This is a genomic window from Streptomyces lanatus (genome assembly GCF_014655715.1).
In the GTDB taxonomy this organism is placed as follows: domain Bacteria; phylum Actinomycetota; class Actinomycetes; order Streptomycetales; family Streptomycetaceae; genus Streptomyces; species Streptomyces lanatus.
In genome coordinates this window covers 190,767-209,504 of sequence record NZ_BNBM01000010.1, presented here as the reverse complement: position 1 = coordinate 209,504, position 18,738 = coordinate 190,767, and the positions used below count along the sequence as shown (strand labels likewise).

Annotated in this window: 14 protein-coding genes; 10 read left to right on the top strand and 4 right to left on the bottom strand. The window is 72.7% G+C overall.

Features of this window, described 5'->3' with window-relative positions:
* The first annotated feature begins 2 nt into the window (after positions 1–2).
* Complete coding sequence (gene icmB, locus IE325_RS26165) at positions 3–419, top strand: coenzyme B12-dependent isobutyryl CoA mutase small subunit (RefSeq protein WP_190072500.1); 417 nt, start codon at positions 3–5, stop codon at positions 417–419.
* On the opposite strand, the gene IE325_RS26160 is transcribed toward icmB, so the two are convergent.
* Together IE325_RS26160 and IE325_RS26155 are read right to left on the bottom strand one after the other, a co-directional pair.
* The gene (locus tag IE325_RS26160; protein WP_190072499.1) at positions 416–2,083 is read right to left on the bottom strand and encodes a DUF5691 domain-containing protein; all 1,668 of its coding nucleotides are present in this window, start codon (positions 2,081–2,083) and stop codon (positions 416–418) included. The two genes, icmB and IE325_RS26160, sit on opposite strands and share 4 nt — an antisense overlap.
* A 95-nt stretch (positions 2,084–2,178) precedes the next feature.
* The gene (locus tag IE325_RS26155) at positions 2,179–3,534 is read right to left on the bottom strand and encodes an SWIM zinc finger family protein (RefSeq protein ID WP_190072498.1); all 1,356 of its coding nucleotides are present in this window, start codon (positions 3,532–3,534) and stop codon (positions 2,179–2,181) included.
* Positions 3,535–3,688: 154 nt separating this feature from the next.
* On the opposite strand from IE325_RS26155, the gene IE325_RS26150 reads away from it, so the two are divergent.
* The 8 genes from IE325_RS26150 (at position 3,689) to sucD (ending at position 15,188) form a co-directional block, all read left to right on the top strand.
* A complete protein-coding gene (locus IE325_RS26150; protein ID WP_190072497.1) occupies positions 3,689–4,819 on the top strand; it encodes an ATP-binding protein in 1,131 nt (376 codons plus the stop codon).
* Positions 4,820–5,022: 203 nt separating this feature from the next.
* Entirely contained in the window at positions 5,023–7,563 is a 2,541-nt protein-coding gene (locus IE325_RS26145) for a DUF5682 family protein (RefSeq protein ID WP_229912039.1), read from the top strand.
* Positions 7,560–7,724 (top strand): hypothetical protein, encoded by a 165-nt coding sequence (locus IE325_RS26140; protein ID WP_190072496.1) that lies wholly within the window; start codon positions 7,560–7,562, stop codon positions 7,722–7,724. The genes IE325_RS26145 and IE325_RS26140 overlap by 4 nt, the downstream gene beginning before the upstream one ends.
* Positions 7,721–8,884, top strand: coding sequence for a VWA domain-containing protein (locus IE325_RS26135; protein WP_190072495.1), 1,164 nt, complete (start codon positions 7,721–7,723; stop codon positions 8,882–8,884). Before IE325_RS26140 ends, IE325_RS26135 begins: the two co-directional genes overlap by 4 nt.
* 233 nt (positions 8,885–9,117) lie before the next feature.
* Entirely contained in the window at positions 9,118–10,233 is a 1,116-nt protein-coding gene (locus IE325_RS46685; RefSeq protein WP_190072494.1) for a hypothetical protein, read from the top strand.
* A 258-nt stretch (positions 10,234–10,491) separates the two neighbouring features.
* Positions 10,492–12,630, top strand: coding sequence for a hypothetical protein (locus tag IE325_RS46220; protein ID WP_229912037.1), 2,139 nt, complete (start codon positions 10,492–10,494; stop codon positions 12,628–12,630).
* Between the two features lie 467 nt (positions 12,631–13,097).
* On the top strand, positions 13,098–14,276 hold the full coding sequence (sucC, locus tag IE325_RS26120) for an ADP-forming succinate--CoA ligase subunit beta (RefSeq protein ID WP_190072493.1): 1,179 nt from the start codon (positions 13,098–13,100) through the stop codon (positions 14,274–14,276).
* Positions 14,277–14,303: 27 nt separating this feature from the next.
* Complete coding sequence (gene sucD, locus IE325_RS26115) at positions 14,304–15,188, top strand: succinate--CoA ligase subunit alpha (protein ID WP_190072492.1); 885 nt, start codon at positions 14,304–14,306, stop codon at positions 15,186–15,188.
* A gap of 71 nt (positions 15,189–15,259) precedes the next feature.
* Here the strand turns inward: sucD and IE325_RS26110 are convergent, their stop codons facing one another.
* Complete coding sequence (locus tag IE325_RS26110; protein ID WP_229912036.1) at positions 15,260–16,081, bottom strand: SigE family RNA polymerase sigma factor; 822 nt, start codon at positions 16,079–16,081, stop codon at positions 15,260–15,262.
* A 161-nt stretch (positions 16,082–16,242) separates the two neighbouring features.
* Here IE325_RS26110 and IE325_RS26105 point away from each other — a divergent pair, with 161 nt between their 5' ends.
* Positions 16,243–17,943 carry a cell division protein PerM gene (locus IE325_RS26105; RefSeq protein WP_190072491.1) on the top strand — a complete coding sequence of 567 codons (1,701 nt, stop codon included), beginning with the start codon at positions 16,243–16,245 and terminating at the stop codon, positions 17,941–17,943.
* A gap of 7 nt (positions 17,944–17,950) precedes the next feature.
* On the opposite strand, the gene IE325_RS26100 is transcribed toward IE325_RS26105, so the two are convergent.
* Positions 17,951–18,730: a hypothetical protein gene (locus IE325_RS26100; RefSeq protein ID WP_190072490.1), complete on the bottom strand. Its 780-nt coding sequence runs from the start codon at positions 18,728–18,730 to the stop codon at positions 17,951–17,953.
* Between the last annotated feature and the right edge of the window lie 8 nt (positions 18,731–18,738).

Sequence of the window (18,738 nt, the reverse complement as noted above, 5' to 3'; positions counted from 1 at the left end):
TGATGGGTGTGGCAGCCGGTCCGATCCGCGTGGTGGTGGCCAAGCCGGGACTCGACGGCCACGATCGCGGGGCCAAGGTGATCGCGCGGGCGCTGCGCGACGCCGGTATGGAGGTCATCTACACCGGCCTCCATCAGACTCCCGAGCAGATCGTCGACACCGCGATCCAGGAGGACGCCGACGCGATCGGCCTGTCCATCCTCTCCGGGGCCCACAACACCCTCTTCGCCGCGGTGATCGACCTCCTCAAGGAACGCGACGCGGAGGACATCCTCGTCTTCGGCGGCGGGATCATCCCCGAGGACGACATCGCCCCGCTGAAGGAGAAGGGCGTCGCGGAGATCTTCACGCCGGGGGCCACCACGCAGTCGATCGTGGACTGGGTGCGGGAGAACGTGCGTCAGCCGGCGGGGGCCTAGGTCGTTGTTAGGTGCGGGTGGGTGTCGTCGGCCTGTGTGGGGGCGGCTGATTCCAGTTCGCTGAGCATGGCCGCCCGCAGGCGCAGTGTCGTCACCAGCCGTTGGAACGCCTCCGCCCAGTACCCGCCCGCGCCGGGCGAGGCGTCCTCCGGCTCGTCCGGTACCGCGAGCAGTCCGTCGAGGCGGCTCGCCTCCGCCGGGTCGAGACAGCGCTCGGCCAGGCCCATCACTCCGCTGAAACTCCATGGATAACTCCCCGCGTCCCGCGCGATGTTGAGCGCGTCCACCACCGCCCGCCCGAGCGGCGCGGCCCACGGCACCGCGCACACTCCGAGCAGCTGAAACGCCTCCGACAGACCGTGTGTCGCGATGAACCCGGCGACCCACTCGGCCCGCTCGGCCGAGCCCAGCGTGCCCAGGAGCTTCGCCCGCTCGGCCAGCGACACCGCTCCCGGACCACCGGCCTCCGGGGCCGAGGGCGAACCGAGCAGTGCCCTGGCCCACTCGGCGTCCCGCTGCCGTACCGCCGCACGGCACCACGCGGCATGCAGCTCGGCCTGCCAGTCGTCCCTCACCGGCAACGCCACGATCTCCCGAGGCGTACGCCCGCCCAGCCGCCCCGGCCAGCTGCCGAGCGGTGCCGCCTCCACCAACTGGCCGAACCACCACGACCGTTCACCCCGACCCGCCGGAGCCTTGGCCACCACACCGTCGCGCTCCATGGGCGCGTCGCACTCGTGCGGTGCCTCGACGCCGATGGCCGGTCCGTCCCCCGTGTGATCCAGCGCCACACAGGCCCCGGCCCGCACCGCCATCCGCGCCGCCAGCGCCGAACCCGGCAGCGCCGACAGCAGCTCCGCCGCCGTCGCCCGGACATTGCGGCTCCGGTCGGCCAGCGCCTGCTCCAGGAACTGCTCGTCCCGCGGGCCGAGCCCCATGCGTAGCGAGTCGAGGAACATCAGCCGGTCCTCGGCACGCTCCGTCGCCCAGGTCGTGCTCAGCAGCTCGCGCGCGGCTTCGGGCTCACGCGCGCGTATCGCGGCGAGCAGGGCGACCCGCTCCGCGAACAGGCCCTCCTGCCACAGCTGTTGGATCTCGGCCGGGTCGTCGAGATGCGGCAGTGCCGCGCCGCCGCCCGGGGTCGCGCGCAGGGCGAAGCGCCAGTCCGGGTTCAGCCGGGCGAGCCACACCGCACGCGGGCCCGCGAACGTCAGCGCCGCCGGGCGCAGATCCGTACGCCCCCGCGCCGCGTCCAGCAGGGCGGGCAGTGCCTCGGGAGGTGGCGCGAAACCCCGGTCGTTCGCCCTCGCGAGCCACTCGGGCAACAGCTCCACGAGGTCGGGTGAGGTGCCCCTGCGGGCGCCGCCGGCCATGCCCGGACGGTCGGCCAGCAGCATCGCCATCCGCCGGGCCGCCGCCAGGGGCAGCGCCGGTCGCGTGTCTTCCGGGGCCGGCTCCGGACGCTGCGCCGCCAGCGCCGGACGCAGCCCGGCCCGCCGCCGTACGGTCTCCACGGCCGCCGCGTCCAGCAACGCCGCCGGCGCCTCCCGGCCCGGCGCGGAGCCCGGGGGTGTACGGCGGTCCGTCCCCAGCAGCGCCGCTGTGACGAGTTCCTCCCAGGCGTCCTGCGCCGGTGGATCCACGGGAACGGAGGGACTGTTCATGGGGTCGTTCCTCTCTGTTCTGTCTTCGTGCGGGGGGGGGGGGCTGGGGCGAGGCGAAGCTGGTCAATGCAGCGGCTGCTCAATACAGCGGCTGCTCAATACAGCTGTACGGCCTCGCCCGTGCCCCGCGGCCAGGCCGTCAGCGGCGTGAAGCCGCGGTGGCCGCATTCGCCGAACACCTTCACCGGTGCGCCGCCCGACAGGGCGACCAGACGCCACAGGCCCGGACGGGCGCGGGCGGCCGGGGTGAGCGGCAGGGCCGTGTCCGTGTCGGTGTCCGCGAGCTGCCATGAGTCGCCGTCCGGGGTGGGTATGACCCGGTCCAGGGTCACCGGGACGGAGTCCAGCCATGGATCGTCGCGGAGGGCCTCGCCGTAGCGGGCGGTCGCCTCGGTCGTCGTTATGCCCGGTGGGCGTATCGCCGCCGGAGCGGGCGGTGCGAACTGTTCGCCCAGGGACGCGCGCAATTGGCCAGCGCCCGGGTATGCCGTCAGCTCCGCCTCAAGGGCCAGGCCCACCGGTAGCGTCAGCTCGGGAGCGCGGCCCGCGGCGCCGTAGGAGAGGAGCAGCGCGGTGCGGCCCGAGTCGGCGCCGTGCAGCCAGATCCGGCGGGTCGTCAGTTTCACGTCGGCCGTGTCGTACTGGGCGAGGACCAGCCAGCGGTCCCGCAGGGGCGGGCCGTCCGCCGAGGCGGGCAGGCCGATGCGGGAGCGGACCGTGTCCGCCAGGCCGTCGGGCAGTGCCTCGCGGCGCAGCCAGCCCTGGTCGAGGAGATGGAGCAGGGCGCACTCCTCCAGCAGGCGCAGCGGCCAGCCGGGTCCGGAGGCCGGAATCGCCCCCAACTCCTGTACCCGCGCGGCCAGTCCGGGGGCCTGGGCGTCGACCATGCGGGCCGCCGTCTCCTCCCACAGTCCGTACCCCGCCTGTTCCGCACCGGCCAGACCGCCGCGCAGCAGGTCCGTCAGACGCTGCTCCAGCTCCGTGGCCCCCGCGGTGACCCGCACCGCCCGGCGCTCGGCCCTGCGCCGTGCCGCCTCCGGATCGGCGGAGCCCGGCGCGGAACCGGACGCGCCCGCCGTCCGCTTCTCCTCGGCGCGCTGCCTTCTCCCCTTTATCCACTGCTCCGCCCAGTCCGGCGGCTGCCCCGGCGGCACCGCGCCGTCGCCGCCGGCCCAGAGCAGCAGCAGCCCGAGCGCGTGTTTGCACGGGAACTTACGGCTGGGGCAACTGCACTTGTACGCGGGCCCGGCCGCGTCCGCGATGTCGATGACCGTCTGATACGGCTTGCTGCCACTTCCCTTGCACAGCCCCCACACCGTCCCTTCGTCCGCACTCCCCGACTCGGACCACGGCCCCGCCGCACCGAGTTTGCTTCCCGCTTTGCGTGACGCTGCGTCAGGCGCCAGTGCCAGCACCTGATCCGCAGTCCAGCGCACCCCCTGCTGAGTCATGTCATCGAAGGTAGATCCCACCACTGACAATCGGTCCGGCGAGCGGTCCCGTTTTGCCGTTTGCGCAGGTCGGAACGCGTTGTCAGTGGCGTGGTGCACGGTTGGTGCCAGATCCGAAACGGCTGAACCGGCCGAGCTGGAGGGGGACTTTGCCATGTCTGTTTCCGTAGCACCGAAGCCCGTCGAGACGGACGGGACGGAATCGACCGAGGCGTTGCGGCCGCATGCCGAGGACGCCTTCGCCGAGGAACTCGCGGCGCTGGCGGCGCAGGACGACCGGCCGCGACCGGCCCGCTGGAAGCTGTCGCCGTGGGCCGTGGCCACCTATCTGCTCGGCGGCACGCTGCCGGACGGCACGGTGATCACACCGAAGTACGTGGGCCCGCGCCGCATCGTCGAGGTCGCCGTCACCACGCTCGCCACCGACCGCGCCCTGCTTCTGCTGGGAGTGCCCGGCACCGCCAAGACCTGGGTGTCCGAGCATCTGGCCGCAGCGGTCAGCGGCGACTCGACGCTGCTGGTGCAGGGCACCGCCGGCACACCGGAGGAGGCGATCCGGTACGGCTGGAACTACGCGCAATTGCTGGCCAACGGCCCGAGCCGGGACGCCCTGGTGCCCAGCCCGGTCATGCGGGCCATGGCGGAGGGAATGACGGCGCGGGTGGAGGAGCTGACCCGTATCCCGGCGGACGTGCAGGACACGCTGATCACGATCCTGTCGGAGAAGACGCTGCCGATACCGGAGTTGGGGCAGGAGGTGCAGGCGGTCCGGGGGTTCAACCTCATCGCCACGGCCAACGACCGCGACCGGGGTGTCAACGATCTCTCCAGCGCTCTGCGCCGCCGCTTCAACACGGTCGTGCTGCCGCTGCCGGCGAGTGTCGAGGCCGAGGTGGACATCGTCTCCCGCCGCGTCGACCAGATCGGCCGCTCCCTCGACCTGCCTGCCGTTCCGGAGGGCATCGACGAGATCCGCCGGGTCGTCACCGTCTTCCGTGAGCTGCGCGACGGGGTCACCTCCGACGGCCGTACGAAGCTGAAGTCGCCGAGCGGCACGCTGTCGACGGCGGAGGCGATCTCCGTGGTCACCAGCGGCCTCGCGCTGGCCGCCCACTTCGGCGACGGAGTGCTGCGGCCCGGCGACATCGCCGCGGGCATCCTCGGCGCCGTCGTCCGCGACCCGGCGGCCGACCGCGTCGTCTGGCAGGAGTACCTGGAGGCGGTCGTGCGCGAGCGGGACGGCTGGACGGACTTCTACCGCGCCTGCCGAGAGGTGAGCGCGTGAACGACGAGGACGACCTGGGGTGGGGCCGCCCGAGCGGTGGATCGAAGTCCGGTGGCTCTGTGGTCGAGGCGCCATGACCTCGGGGTGAGGGCGGCGGCGTGATCGACGGTGGCAGCGGACGGTCGGGATCGAAACAGTCGGGATCGGGTCAGTCGGGATCGGGTCAGTCGGGTTCGAGGGGGACGGTGGTCGGGGTGACGGGGATGGACAGGACGGGGAGCGGCGGCCCGGAGGCGGGCGTCCAGGTGGCGGGCGAGGGGCCCGCGGAGGGGACGGACAGCGTGATCGCATCCGCATCCGCATCCGCATCCGCATCCGCATCCGTACCCGCACCGGCGGTGCGGGCCTCGGGGCCGCTGCTGCTCGGCGTGCGGCACCACGGGCCCGGGTCGGCGCGGGCCGTGCGGGCGGCGTTGGACTCGGCCAGGCCGCGGACCGTGCTGATCGAGGGGCCGCCCGAGGCCGATGCCCTGGTCCCGCTCGCCGGTGACGAGGCCATGCGGCCACCGGTCGCCCTCCTCGCCCACGCCGTGGACGAGCCCGGCCGCTCGGCCTTCTGGCCGCTGGCCGAGTTCTCCCCGGAATGGGTCGCGATCCGCTGGGCCGTGGAACACCACGTCCCGGCCCGCTTCATCGACCTGCCTGCCACGCACACGCTGGCCTGGGGGAAGGAGGACGAGGGCCGGCTCGATGCGGGTGGGGCCGAGGCGAGTGGGTCGCCTGTCGATGTCCGGGTCGATCCCCTCGCCGTCCTTGCCGAGGTCGCCGGTTATGACGATCCCGAGCGGTGGTGGGAGGACGTCGTCGAGCACCGGGGAGTGGGAGACGGGGACGCGTTCGCGCCGTTTCTCGGGCTCGAAGAGGCCATGGGGGCGCTGCGGGAGGCGTATGGCAGCGGGGGACATGAGCGGGATCTCGTCCGTGAGGCCCATATGAGGCTTCAGGTGCGGGCCGCGCAGCGGGAGTTCGGCGACGAGGTGGCCGTGGTGTGCGGGGCGTGGCATGTGCCCGCGCTGCGGCAGAAGAGCACCGTGGCCGCCGACAAGGCGCTGCTGAAGGGGCTGGCCAAGGTCAAGGCCGACATGACCTGGGTGCCATGGACGCATCGCAGGCTGGCGCGGGTCAGCGGGTACGGGGCGGGGATCGACTCGCCGGGGTGGTACGGGCATCTGTTCGGCGCGCCGGACCGGCCCGTCGAGCGGTGGCTGACCAAGGTGGCCGGGCTGCTGCGGGACGAGGACCGGATCGTGTCCTCGGCGCATGTCATCGAGGCGGTACGGCTGGCGGAGACGCTCGCGGCGATGCGCGGGCGCCCGTTGCCGGGGCTGAGCGAGACGACCGACGCGGTGCGGGCGGTGATGTGCGACGGCTCGGACGTGCCGTTGGCGCTCGTGCACGACCGGCTGGTCGTCGGGGACGTACTGGGGGAGGTGCCGCGGTCGGCGCCGGCGGTGCCGTTGCAGCGGGACCTCGACCGGATCCAGCGTCGGCTGCGGATCAAACCGGAGGCGCTGGAGCGGGAGTTGGAGCTCGATCTGCGCAAGGAGAACGACGCCGAGCGGAGCAGGCTGCTGCACCGGCTGCGGCTGCTCCGCGTGGAGTGGGGCGAGCCGGTCGCGTCGCGGGGGAGCACGGGCACGTTCCGGGAGACATGGCGGCTGCGGTGGGAGCCCGAGCTGTCCGTGCGGGTCGCGGAGGCCGGGGTGTGGGGGACCACCGTGTACGCGGCGGCGACCGCCAAGGCGGAGGGGGACGCCGTGGCCGCGCAGGGCCTCTCCGACGTCACCGCCCTCGCCGAGCGCTGCCTGCTCGCCGAACTGCCGGACGCCCTGCCCACGGTGATGCGGATCCTCGCCGACCGGGCCGCCCTCGACGCCGACGTCGGCCACCTCGCCCAGGCACTGCCCGCGCTGGTCCGCTCCCAGCGGTACGGCGATGTGCGCGGCACGGACATCGGGGCGCTCGCGGAGGTCGCCGCGGGGCTCGCCGAGCGCGTCTTCGTCGGCCTGCCCCCGGCCTGTGCCTCGCTAGACGCGGACGCGGCGGACGAGATGCGGCGCCATGTGGACGCGGTGCACGGGGCGGTGGGGATGCTGGGCGAGGCGGTGGATACGGGGGCCGCACCCGGGCAGGACGCCCCCGGAAACCCCGCCGCCACACCCGGGCACGGTGATCTGCGTGAGCGTTGGCACGGGGTGCTTCGGGTGTTGTCCGTGCGGGACCGCGTGCCCGGTGTCATCAGGGGCCGGGGCGTGCGGCTGCTGCTGGACGACGGGGAGGCGGCGCAGGACGAGGCGGCGCGGCTGATGGGGCTCGCGTTGTCGCCGGGCACGCCTCCGGCGGACGCGGCCGCGTGGATCGAGGGGTTCGTCGGGGGCGGATCGGGCGGCGGGATGCTGCTCGTGCACGACGAGCGGCTGCTCGGGTTGGTCGACGCATGGCTGACGGGGGTGTCGGCGGAGGCGTTCACGGATGTGCTGCCGCTGCTGCGGCGGACCTTCTCGGCGTATGAGCCGGGGGTGCGGCGGACCCTGGGGGAACTGGTCCGGCGTGGGCCGGGGGAGCGGGGCGGCGCGGGGATCGGGGGATCCGGGATACCCGGATTCGCGGCCGAGTTCGATGTCGGGCGGGCGGACGCCGTGGTGCCGGTGGTGCGGCTGCTGCTGGGGCTGGACCAGGTGGAGACGGGCGGGGGCGCCGACGGCGGCCCCGGGGACAACGACCTTGTGGGGGCGACGGGATGACGACCGATGTGGTGACGGAGCCGGGGGAGCGGGCAGTGGCGGTGGGCTGCGGGAGGCAGCAGCCGTACGGGTTCGCGGCGGCGCAGGGCGGCCGGCCGCTGACGACGACCGTGCCGGTGCTGCCGCTGTGGGAGCGGCCTCGCGAAGGAGTGTGCCGATGACGACCGAGGCGATGGACCAGGCCGGGGAGCGGCTGCGGCGCTGGCGGATGGTGCTGGGCGGGGAAGACGCCGACGGCACCGGGTGCGCGCTCTCCGGGAAGGACGCGGCGATGGACGGGGCGTTGACCTCGCTGTACGGAAAGGGGGACAAGTCGCGGTCGGGCAAGGACCGTTCGGCGGGACTCGGGGCCTCGGCGCCGTCCGTTGCGCGGTGGCTCGGGGACATCCGGACGTACTTCCCGTCCTCCGTCGTCCAGGTCATGCAGCGGGACGCCATCGACCGGCTCGGGCTGAACACGCTGTTGCTGGAGCCGGAGATGCTGGAGGCCGTGGAAGCGGACGTCCATCTCGTCGGCACACTGCTCTCGCTCAACAAGGCGATGCCGGAGGGCACGAAGGAGACGGCGCGTGCCGTCGTGCGCAAGGTCGTCGAGGACCTGGAGAAGCGGCTCGCCACCCGCACCCGGGCCACCCTCACCGGCGCCCTCGACCGCAGTGCCCGGATCAACCGGCCGCGCCACCACGACATCGACTGGAACCGCACCATCGCGGCCAACCTCAAGCACTATCTGCCGGAGTACCGCACGATCGTGCCGGAGCGGCTCATCGGGTACGGGCGGGCCTCGCAGTCGGTGAAGAAGGAAGTCGTCCTCTGCATCGACCAGTCGGGGTCGATGGCGGCGTCGGTGGTGTACGCGTCGGTGTTCGGGGCCGTGCTGGCGTCCATGCGGTCCATCGACACACGGCTCGTCGTCTTCGACACATCGGTCGTCGATCTCACCGACCAGCTCGACGATCCGGTCGACGTCCTGTTCGGCACACAGCTCGGCGGCGGCACGGACATCAATCGGGCGCTCGCCTACTGCCAGTCGCAGATCACCCGGCCCGCGGAGACGGTGGTCGTGCTGATCAGCGACCTGTACGAGGGAGGGATACGGAACGAGATGCTCAAGCGGGTGGCCGCGATGAAGGCATCGGGGGTGCAGTTCGTGGCGCTGCTGGCGCTGTCGGACGAGGGGGCGCCGGCGTACGACCGGGACCATGCCGCCGCGCTCGCCGCGCTGGGGGCACCGGCCTTCGCCTGTACGCCCGATCTGTTCCCGGAGGTGATGGCGGCGGCCATCGAGAAGCGGCCGATTCCGGTGCCGGACGCGGGGTGAGGGGCCGTGCGAATGGCGAGGAAATACCGGTGATTTGTCGACGTGGTGACGACCGACTTCGGCCAGCAAAACGGACATGAGTGCCCATCGGTAGCGGGGGGCTTGCGCGACCGCAGGAGGGGCGTGCAAGGATCGAACTCTCCTCAGCGGTGCGCCGTGGCGCCGCCCATCCGTACCGCGTTCGTCTGCTTCTTCGCCCACCTCGTTCCGTCGCACGGGAGGACCACTCCGTCTTGACCTGGCCAGCCACCTTGCCCGGTGCCGCCGTGCGCGTCCTGCGCGTCGCGGCTGGGCGGCGTGCGCTGCGACTGGCGCTGGTGGTGGGTGGTCTCTTCGCGATCGGGTTGCTCTGCGGGGAGCGGGCGTATGCGGCGGACGGGTTGTCGGTGGGGTCGTCCGTGGGATCGGTGGAGTCGGCGGGGGCTTCGGCCGCGACCGGCGCGACCGAGGGCGCGGAGCGTACGGAGGGTGTGGTCGAGGGGCTGCTGAGCCCGCGCACCAAGCCCGCCACGCAGGCCAAGCCCGCCACGCCCGTTGAGCACGCTCCCACGCCCGTTAAGCCCACCACGCCCGTTGAGCCCGCCAAGCCGGTCAAGCCCGGTGTGCGCGATGAGTCGGGGGTGCCGTCTGTCGAGGCGACGGTTCCTCAGGGCTCGGATCGTCGGCATCCCGTGGCGGATGACAGGGAGCCCCGGCATCCTCAACCCCTCACCCCCGTCGGTGCCCAAGTGGTGCGGCCGGTCGGTGATGTGGTGCGGACGGTGACCCAGGGGCTCGCCGAGGGGCTGGCCGATGTGCGGGCGAAGGTGCCGCCGCTGGCGGTGTTGCCTGTGCTGCCGGCAGCGCCCGAGTCGCCGAGTTGGCCGGGCTGGCCGGGGTTCGAGCTGCCCGCTCTTCCTGACGTCCCGGACCTTCCGGGGGCCGGGCTCCCGGTGCTGCCGGGGAATACGTTGCCGGCTCCCGTCACCGGGACGCCGCAGCCGGGGTCGGACACGCCCGGGGCCAGTGACGGACCCGCCGCCAAGGGACGTACCGGCAAGGAAATACCTCTCGGATACGGCCCCCACCTCGGCGCCGACGTCGCCGTGGCCCATGCCCCGGCGGTCGCCGTTGGGCACGGTATGGGGCCGTCCGGTCATGCCCCCGTTCACCAGGCGCCGGCCGATCACCCGGGTGGTGTGCTGGGCAGTCATGCGGCGGGTGACAGTGGTTCGCCGCGGCACGGGGACGCGCAGGCGGTCTCGTTGAGCCGGAGGGTGGCGTTGGGGCTGACGCCCGGTGCCGCCGTGCGAGTCGAAGCGGACGAGATCAAGGACAGGCACCGGGACATTCCGGTTTCCCCCGCATAGGGCAGTAGGCCTTCGGCCAACAGGTCTGCCCGTCCGTCCGGACACTCCCCAATTCCCGGATGTCCCTGGTGTCCCCGGACATCGGACATCCCCCGGATGGAAGCCACGGGGCCGTTTCCCGGCCCGCGGTCCTCAACTCCCCGGACCGCGACCGGAACGGCGCCGGAATGTCCCCAAACCGTCCGAAGCCCCGGAGTTTTCCTTCTCCGATACTCCGGGGGTCTTCGGAGCCCCAAGATCTAGGGATCCGACGCACGTATGAACAAGAACATCCGCCGTTCGATCGTCATAGCCGCCGGTGTCACCGGCGCGTGGGCGCTCGGTTCGGCCGCCGCCAGCGCGGACGAACTGCCCGCCTCCACCCTCTCCGCACCCGACCAGGCCACCGACACGGCCGACAGCGCCGATGCCTCCGGCCTGCTCGGCGGCGTCACCGACACCGTCAACGGCGTCGTCTCCGGGGTGACGGACACCGTCTCCGGAGCCACCGCAGGTGCCACGGCCGAGGCCGACGACACGGTCACCGACACCGCCGGTACGGCTCAGTCGGCGCCCGTGACGACCGTCGACCAGGCCCGCCGCTACGTCGACGCCAAGGTCACCGTCCCCTCCGCCACCCAGGCCATCCAGGGCGCGAAGGCCGCCCGCGCGGACAAGGTCGTGGCCCATGCCGGGGCCGACGTCAGGCACACGACTCGGCACGTCGAGAACGCCCCGGGTGTCCCGGGTGCCGTGGACGCTCATGACACCCCCCGCGCCCCGGAGCGTCCCGACCCCGTCGACTACCTCTTCGGCCCCCTCGCCGCATTCGCCCCCGAACTGGAGCAGGCGCTCGCCGCCGCGCAGACCAAGTTGCAGGGGACGCAGGCCGCGGCGCGCTCGCAGGTGCAGGGCGTCGAGGGCGTCGTGCGGACGAAGGCGCAGTACGCCGTGGCCGGTGCGGGGCGTACCGGGGCGGGTGTGGGGGATGTCGCGCACGGCGCCGTCGCCCACGTCGACGGCAGGACCGCGCACACGGCGACGAACGCCCAGGCCCTCGCCACCGGCCGGGCCACCGCCGTCACCGCGGCCGCCGAGGCCTCCGTCGCCGCCGTCCCGAGCCACGTCACCGGCACGGTGGGCGGCGTGGAGCAGCGGGTCGTCGGCACGGTCGGCACGATCCCCGGCACAGTCACCCCGGTCGTCGAGCAGACCGCCGACGCGGTCGTCCCGCCGGTCGCCACCGAGGCCGTGCACGGCGTGACCCCGGTCGCCGGCCGGGCCGTCGGGGGCGTCGTCCCCGCCGCCACCGGCACCGTGGGCGGGGTGACCCCGGTCGCCGGGAACGCCGTGGACAGCGTCCAGTCGGTGGCCGGCGGTGCCGTGGCCGGTGTCCAGCCTGTCGTCGGGCAGACGGTGGATGGCGTGATTCCGGTCGCCCAGGGTGCGGTGGACGGCGTGGTCCCGGTCGCCCAGGGTGCCGTGGGCGGGGTCGCCCAGACCGCCGGCTACACGGTCGGCGCCGCGAGCGCGCTGGCGTACGGCGTCGTCGCCGAGGCCCAGCCGGTGGCCTCCGGCGCCGTCGCGGGGGTTCAGCCGGTCGCCGGTGGAGCCGTCCAGGGCGTTCACTGGACCGCGCACAGCGCTGTCGCCGACGTACATGGAACCGCGTACAGCGCTGTCGCCGACGTGGACCACGCGGCCCACGGCACCTTCGCCGACGTGGACCACGCGGCCCACGGCACCGTCGCCCAAGTCCTGCCCGTCGCCTCGGGTGCTGTCGCTGACGTGCCGCCGTACGCCACGGGCCTCGTCGGCCATGTCGGCGCGGATGGGACCGGATCCGTCCTGCCGCCCGTCGCGGACGCGGCCGTGCACGGTGTCGTGCCGGTTGCCGGGCAGGCGGTCGGGGACGCGGGTGGGCTGGCGTATGGCGTGGTCGGCGATGTCCAGCCGTTCGCGGGGGGTGTCGTCGGTGAGGTCGGCCCCCTGGCGCACGGGGTGCCCGGGCAGGCCGTTCCCTTCGCCGAGGGTGTCGCCGAGCAGGTGCCGCCGTTCGCCTACGGGGTCACCGGTGCGGTGTGGCCCGTCGTCGACGAGGTCGTGGACACCGTCCGGCCGGTCGTGGACGGCGTCGGAGGCAGCGCCACCCATCTGGCGTACGGCGTCACGGATGACGTCCGGCCGTTCGCGGGCGGTGTCGTCGGTGAGGTCGGTCCCTTCGCGTACGGGGTGGCCGGGCAGGTCGCGCCCTTCGCCGACGACCTGAACGGAACAGTCCAGGGCTCGGCCGGTCCGCTGGCCGGCCACGCCGTCACCGGCGTTCACGACGTCGCCGGGTCGGTCACCCCGGGTTACGCGCAGGACCTGCACCAGGACCTGCAGCAGGACTGGCGGGGCGGCGCGTACCGCGTCTGATCCGCCACCGACGACTCCGCAGGGCAGACGCCCCCGGACGGCCGAAAACCGTCGGTCCGTCCGGACGGAACCCCGCGGACGGGCCGGTGCTCCCCATTGGGGTGGGGAGCACCGGCCCATGGCCCACAGGGGCGGCCCATTCGTGCCCCTTCGGGCTGTTCAAGGGACCTCACCGGGTCAACCCCAGCCCGGTGAGGTCCTGTCCCGACAGGTTCCCGGAACCTCACATTCGGCACCCCGTGCCAGTGATCCCCCCAGTTCCCGGCATCATGTGACAGGTATCACCGCTCAGGTGTGACCCGCGATTTAGAGGCCCCCCGCAAGCAGCGATAGCCTGCGATACGGACATGCCGCGCGCTCGGACACCGTGTGCGCCTCCCCTGTGACAGACGGCGGACGTCACGTTGCCCTCGCGGCACGCCCACGCATCCAACGAACCGCGAGATCACTGATAGGGACGGAAGCGCGTGGACCTGTTCGAGTACCAGGCGAGGGACCTCTTCGCCAAGCACGATGTACCGGTGCTGGCCGGTGAAGTCATCGACACGCCTGAGGCGGCCCGCGCAGCCACTGAGCGCCTCGGTGGCAAGTCCGTCGTCAAGGCCCAGGTGAAGGTCGGCGGCCGTGGCAAGGCCGGTGGCGTGAAGCTCGCCGCGACCGCGGACGAGGCGGTCGCCCGGGCGACCGACATCCTCGGCATGGACATCAAGGGCCACACGGTCCACAAGGTGATGATCGCCGAGACGGCCCCGGAGATCCTGGAGGAGTACTACGTCTCCTTCCTCCTCGACCGCGCCAACCGCACCTTCCTCTCCATCGCCTCCGTCGAGGGCGGCATGGAGATCGAGGAGGTGGCGGCCACCCGCCCGGACGCCGTCGCGAAGATCGCGATCGACGCGATCGACGGTGTGGACGAGGCCAAGGCCCGCGAGATCGTCGAGGCCGCGAAGTTCCCGGCCGAGGTCGCCGACAGGGTCGTGAACGTCCTTGTCACGCTGTGGGACACCTTCATCAAGTCGGACGCCCTCCTCGTCGAGGTCAACCCGCTCGCGAAGGTCGCCTCCGGTGACGTCATCGCCCTGGACGGCAAGGTGTCGCTCGACGACAACGCCGAGTTCCGTCACGACTGGGACGAGCTGCACGACAAGGCCGCGGCCAACCCGCTCGAGGCCGCCGCCAAGGAGAAGAACCTCAACTACGTCAAGCTCGACGGTGAGGTCGGCATCATCGGTAACGGTGCCGGTCTGGTCATGTCGACCCTCGACGTCGTCGCCTACGCCGGTGAGAACCACGGTGGCGTCAAGCCGGCCAACTTCCTGGACATCGGCGGTGGCGCCTCCGCCCAGGTGATGGCCAACGGCCTGGAGATCATCCTCGGCGACCCGGACGTCAAGTCCGTCTTCGTCAACGTCTTCGGTGGCATCACCGCCTGCGACGAGGTCGCCAACGGCATCGTCCAGGCCCTGCAGCTGCTTGAGGACCGTGGCGAGAACGTCTCGAAGCCGCTCGTCGTCCGCCTCGACGGCAACAACGCCGAGCTCGGCCGGCAGATCCTCACCGACGCCAACCACCCGCTGGTCCAGCGCGTCGACACCATGGACGGCGCGGCCGACAAGGCCGCCGAACTGGCTCACGCCGCCAAGTAAGCACTCAGGACGAGGACACAACACACCATGGCTATCTGGCTCAACAAGGACAGCAAGGTCATCGTCCAGGGCATGACCGGCGCCACGGGCATGAAGCACACCAAGCTCATGCTCGGTGACGGCACCGAGGTCGTGGGCGGCGTGAACCCGCGCAAGGCGGGGCAGACCGTGGACTTCGACGGCACCGAGGTACCCGTTTTCGGGACCGTCAAGGAGGCCATCGAGAAGACCGGCGCCAACGTCTCCGTCATCTTCGTGCCGGAGAAGTTCACCAAGGACGCGGTCATCGAGGCCATCGACGCCGAGATCCCGCTGGCCGTCGTGATCACCGAGGGCATCGCGGTGCACGACTCCGCGAACTTCTGGGCGTACGCGGGCAAGAAGGGCAACAAGACCCGCATCATCGGCCCGAACTGCCCCGGCATCATCACCCCGGGCCAGTCGAACGTCGGCATCATCCCGGGCGACATCACCAAGCCGGGCCGTATCGGTCTGGTCTCGAAGTCCGGCACGCTGACGTACCAGATGATGTACGAGCTGCGTGACATCGGCTTCTCGACCGCCGTCGGCATCGGTGGTGACCCGATCATCGGCACCACGCACATCGACGCGCTCGCCGCGTTCCAGGCCGACCCCGACACCGACCTGATCGTGATGATCGGTGAGATCGGTGGCGACGCCGAGGAGCGGGCCGCGGCCTTCATCAAGGAGAACGTGACGAAGCCGGTCGTCGGCTATGTCGCGGGCTTCACCGCGCCCGAGGGCAAGACCATGGGCCACGCCGGCGCCATCGTCTCCGGTTCGTCCGGCACCGCCCAGGCGAAGAAGGAGGCCCTTGAGGCCGCCGGCGTCAAGGTCGGCAAGACGCCGACCGAGACGGCGAAGCTCGCCCGCGAGATCCTGGGCGGCTGAAGGTACGCCGTTAAGGCACCTGGCTGAACCTTGGTGGGCCCGTTCCCTGCGTGGGGGCGGGCCCTCCGGCATTACGTGGACTGGGGCGCCAGTCGCTCCGGGCCCGCCTGTAGCTGTGAGCGCAGTTTCTCCCTCAGTTCCAGTTCCTTCTCCGACAACGGCCCCGGCGCCATCCTCGGCGGCACCCCGCGCACCGTCGCCCCCGGCGGCACCGGAGGCTCGTAGCGGGTGGGGGCGGTTCGCAGTGTCAGGGCCGTCGTGCCGATGAGGGTCACCGTGAAGGCGATCGCGGCCCGGGTCCAGAAGCGTGCCCGGCGTTCGCTGCCGCTGCGCACCGTCAGGGGTTTGGGGGCCCGCAGGCGCTCCGTGGAGGCCAGTTCCGCCAGTCGGCGGTGCAGTTCCGTGGGGTCGGAGAGGTCCGGGAGGCGGGCGGCGACCGCGGTGCGGGCGTGCAGCAGTCGGTTGGCGGTGGCCGGAGTGCTCGCCTCCGTCTCGGCCGCCGTCTCGGGCAGGTCGAGGCCCACACCGTCGTAGAGGACGAGCGTGCGGCGCTGAGGCGGCGGCAGTTGGAGGAGTACGTCCAGCAGGGCGCGGTCGAACGCGTCCGAGGGCGGCGGTTCGGGGTGCCGGTAGCGGGGGCGGAACCGGTGCCAGGGGGAGAGCGCGAAGTCGTACGCCGTCGCCCGCACCCAGCCCGCCGGATCCCGGTCCCTGGCCACTTCCGGCCAGCGCTGCCAGGCGGCCTGGAAGGCCCGCTCGACCGATTCGCGGGCGAGTTCGCGGCGCCCGCTGAGCAGATAGGTCTGCCGTACGAGGGCGGGGGCGCAGAAGGCGTAGAGCGCGTCGAAGGCCTGGGCCGGGGTCAAGGGCTGATGTGCCTGATGTGCCGTCACCTCATGCACTTCCTCGGGTTTCTGAAGCTCCGTCTGCTCACCGGGTATGCACTCCTACGTACTCTTACGCACTCCTTCGTACGAAAAAGTACATAAACATATATTGAGCGACACGTCCTGGGTTCGCCTGTTACGGGGCAAAAGCGCGTGTCGTTGGGACCATGGCGGGCGTGATCGAGATGACCGCTCGTCGAACGCCCCTGCTCACGCGCCTGCGCCGGCGCACGCCCGGCCTGGGCGCCAGCCTCTTCAGCGGTGCGGTGGCGGCCGGGCTGGGGCTCGGTGTGTTCGCCGTGGTGGTGATCGCGCTGTGGATCAGCTCGCCGTATCCGGACGGCGGTCCGGGCAGCGCGCTGCGGATCGCCTCCGTGCTGTGGCTGCTGGCGCACGGCGCCGAACTGGTCCGCACCGACACGCTCTCCGGCGTCCCCGTGCCGGTCGGGGTCACCCCGCTGCTGCTGCTCGCGCTGCCGGTGTGGCTGGTGCACCGGGCGGCGCGGGACGCGGCGGCGGACGGGGGCGAGGGGGTGCCGCTGGCGTCGATCGGTACGGCGTGGGCGGGCGTCGTACTCGGCTATCTCGGGGTCGGCACGGCCGCCGCGATCTACGCGACCGGCGGTGAACTGCGGCCGTCGTGGCTGTGGACGGTGATGTGGTTGCCGCTGGTCGTGACGGGCGCGGCCGGGGTGGGGGTGTGGGCGGCGTGCGAACGGCGGCCCGAAGTGGTGGACGGCCTGCTGCTGGTACTCCCGGCGCGGGTACGGCGGCTGGTGCCCGGCGCGGCGGGGCGCGCCCGCGTCGGTGCGGCGGCGCGGGCGGCGGGGGCCGGGGTGGCGGTGCTCGCCGGGGGCGGGGCGTTGCTGGTGGCCGGGTCGCTGGTGTGGCACGGCGGGGCGGTACGGACGTCCTTCCTGGACCTGACCCAGGGGTGGTCGGGGCGGTTCGGGGTGCTGCTGCTGTGCATGGCGCTCGTGCCGAACGCGGCGATGTGGGCGGCGTCCTACGCCCTCGGCCCCGGCTTCGTATTCGGCGCGGGCCATGTCGTGGGGCCACTGTCCGCGGCCCCGGCGCCCCTGCTGCCGCCGTTCCCGCTGCTGGAGGCCGTGCCGGAGGCGGGGGTCGAGGGGCCGTTGCGGTGGGTGGTGGGACTGCTGCCTGTGGTGGTGGGGATGGTGGTGGGGTCGTTCGCGGCGAGGTGGAGGGACGGGGCGGGGAGCGGGGAGGCGTCCACGGTCGGGCGGGCCCGGCAGCAGGAGCCGGCGCCTGCCCTGACCTGGTCACCCGGGCTGACGGCCCTGACCGCCGTGCTGGCCGCCGTGTTCTGCGCGGTCCTCGTCGCCGTGCTGACCACGCTGTCCGGGGGGCCGTTGGGGGTGGGCGTGCTCGCGCGGTTCGGGCCGGTGTGGTGGCAGACCGGGGCGGCGACGCTGGGGTGGGTCGCGTGTGTCGCGGTCCCCGTGGCGGTGGTGGTGCGGGGAGTGCGGTGCTGGGTGAGCGGGCGTCGGGGGGAGCCGGTGAGTGATACGCAGGGGGCGCGGATCGGCAAGCCCCGGGCGGCGGAGGTGGGTGACGGTGGGTCGACGGACTCGAAGGCGAAGCTCCCGGTGCAGACCGAGGAGGCGCCGGTCGAAGCGACGGCCGAGGCGCCCGTGCCCGACCAGGCCGTTCCGTACCCGACCTTCGACCACGACACGACCTTCGAGCCGGACGACTTCCAGCCCGCGGAACCGCTCCCGAACGAGCCGAGCGAACCGAGTCAGCCGAAGGAACAGAGCGAACAGAGCGAGCCGAGCGACCCCACCGAGCCGACCCAGCCGAACGCCCCGGACCCCCTAAGCCCGAACGCCCCCCAGAACCCCTGACCCCCTCCTACTCCCCAGCCCCCAGCACCCCCCGCAACTCCTCCGGCAGATGCCGCTCGCAGGACTGCTTGGCCGCGTTGGTCAACGCGTCGTCGCGGCACGTGTAGTACTCGCTGTAGACCATCTGCGCCGCGAACCCGGCGGCGACCACCGCGATGGCGAGGGACGCCGTGACCAGCCCGCTCACCGCCGCCGTCGTCTGGGGGCGGCCGGAGTTCTGCGGGGCCGGGTTGTCGGGGTCGGGGGTGCGGGGCTTGGTGCGGAGGCTGCTGATGCCCCAGTAGAGGGCCAGCGCGCCGAGCAGCAGAGCCACGTACGGCCAGCTGAAGAGGGCGAAGAAGAAGGCCCACATGCCGGACAGCAGGGCGTAGCGCGCCCGGCGTTGGGCGGGGTCGGTCGGGTCCCAGCGCATGCCCGAGCCGGAGCCGCCGGTCCCGGGACCCTCCTGGCCGCCGCCCCGGGGATTGTCACCGAAGCCGCCGCCCGAGCGGCCCGGCTGGCGGTCGCTCCACTGGTTGCCCCACGGGGTCTGGTCGCCGCCCTGGTCGGAATCCTGGGAGCTGTCGTCGCCCGACGACGGGCGCCGGGGCTGCCACGGGCGGTCGGGGGTGCCCTCCGGCGGCGGGGCGAAGGGGTTGTCCTGCTGGTCGCCGTCCTGCCCGCCCGAGGGGGCGTCCGGCGGTGACGCGGGGCGTTCCCGCAGCAGCACGCCGCTGTGCTCCCCTCCCCGCAGGGACTGCACGGACTGCTGGGGGAGTGTGAGGAGTCGCAAGCTGCGGTCCGACATCAAGTGAG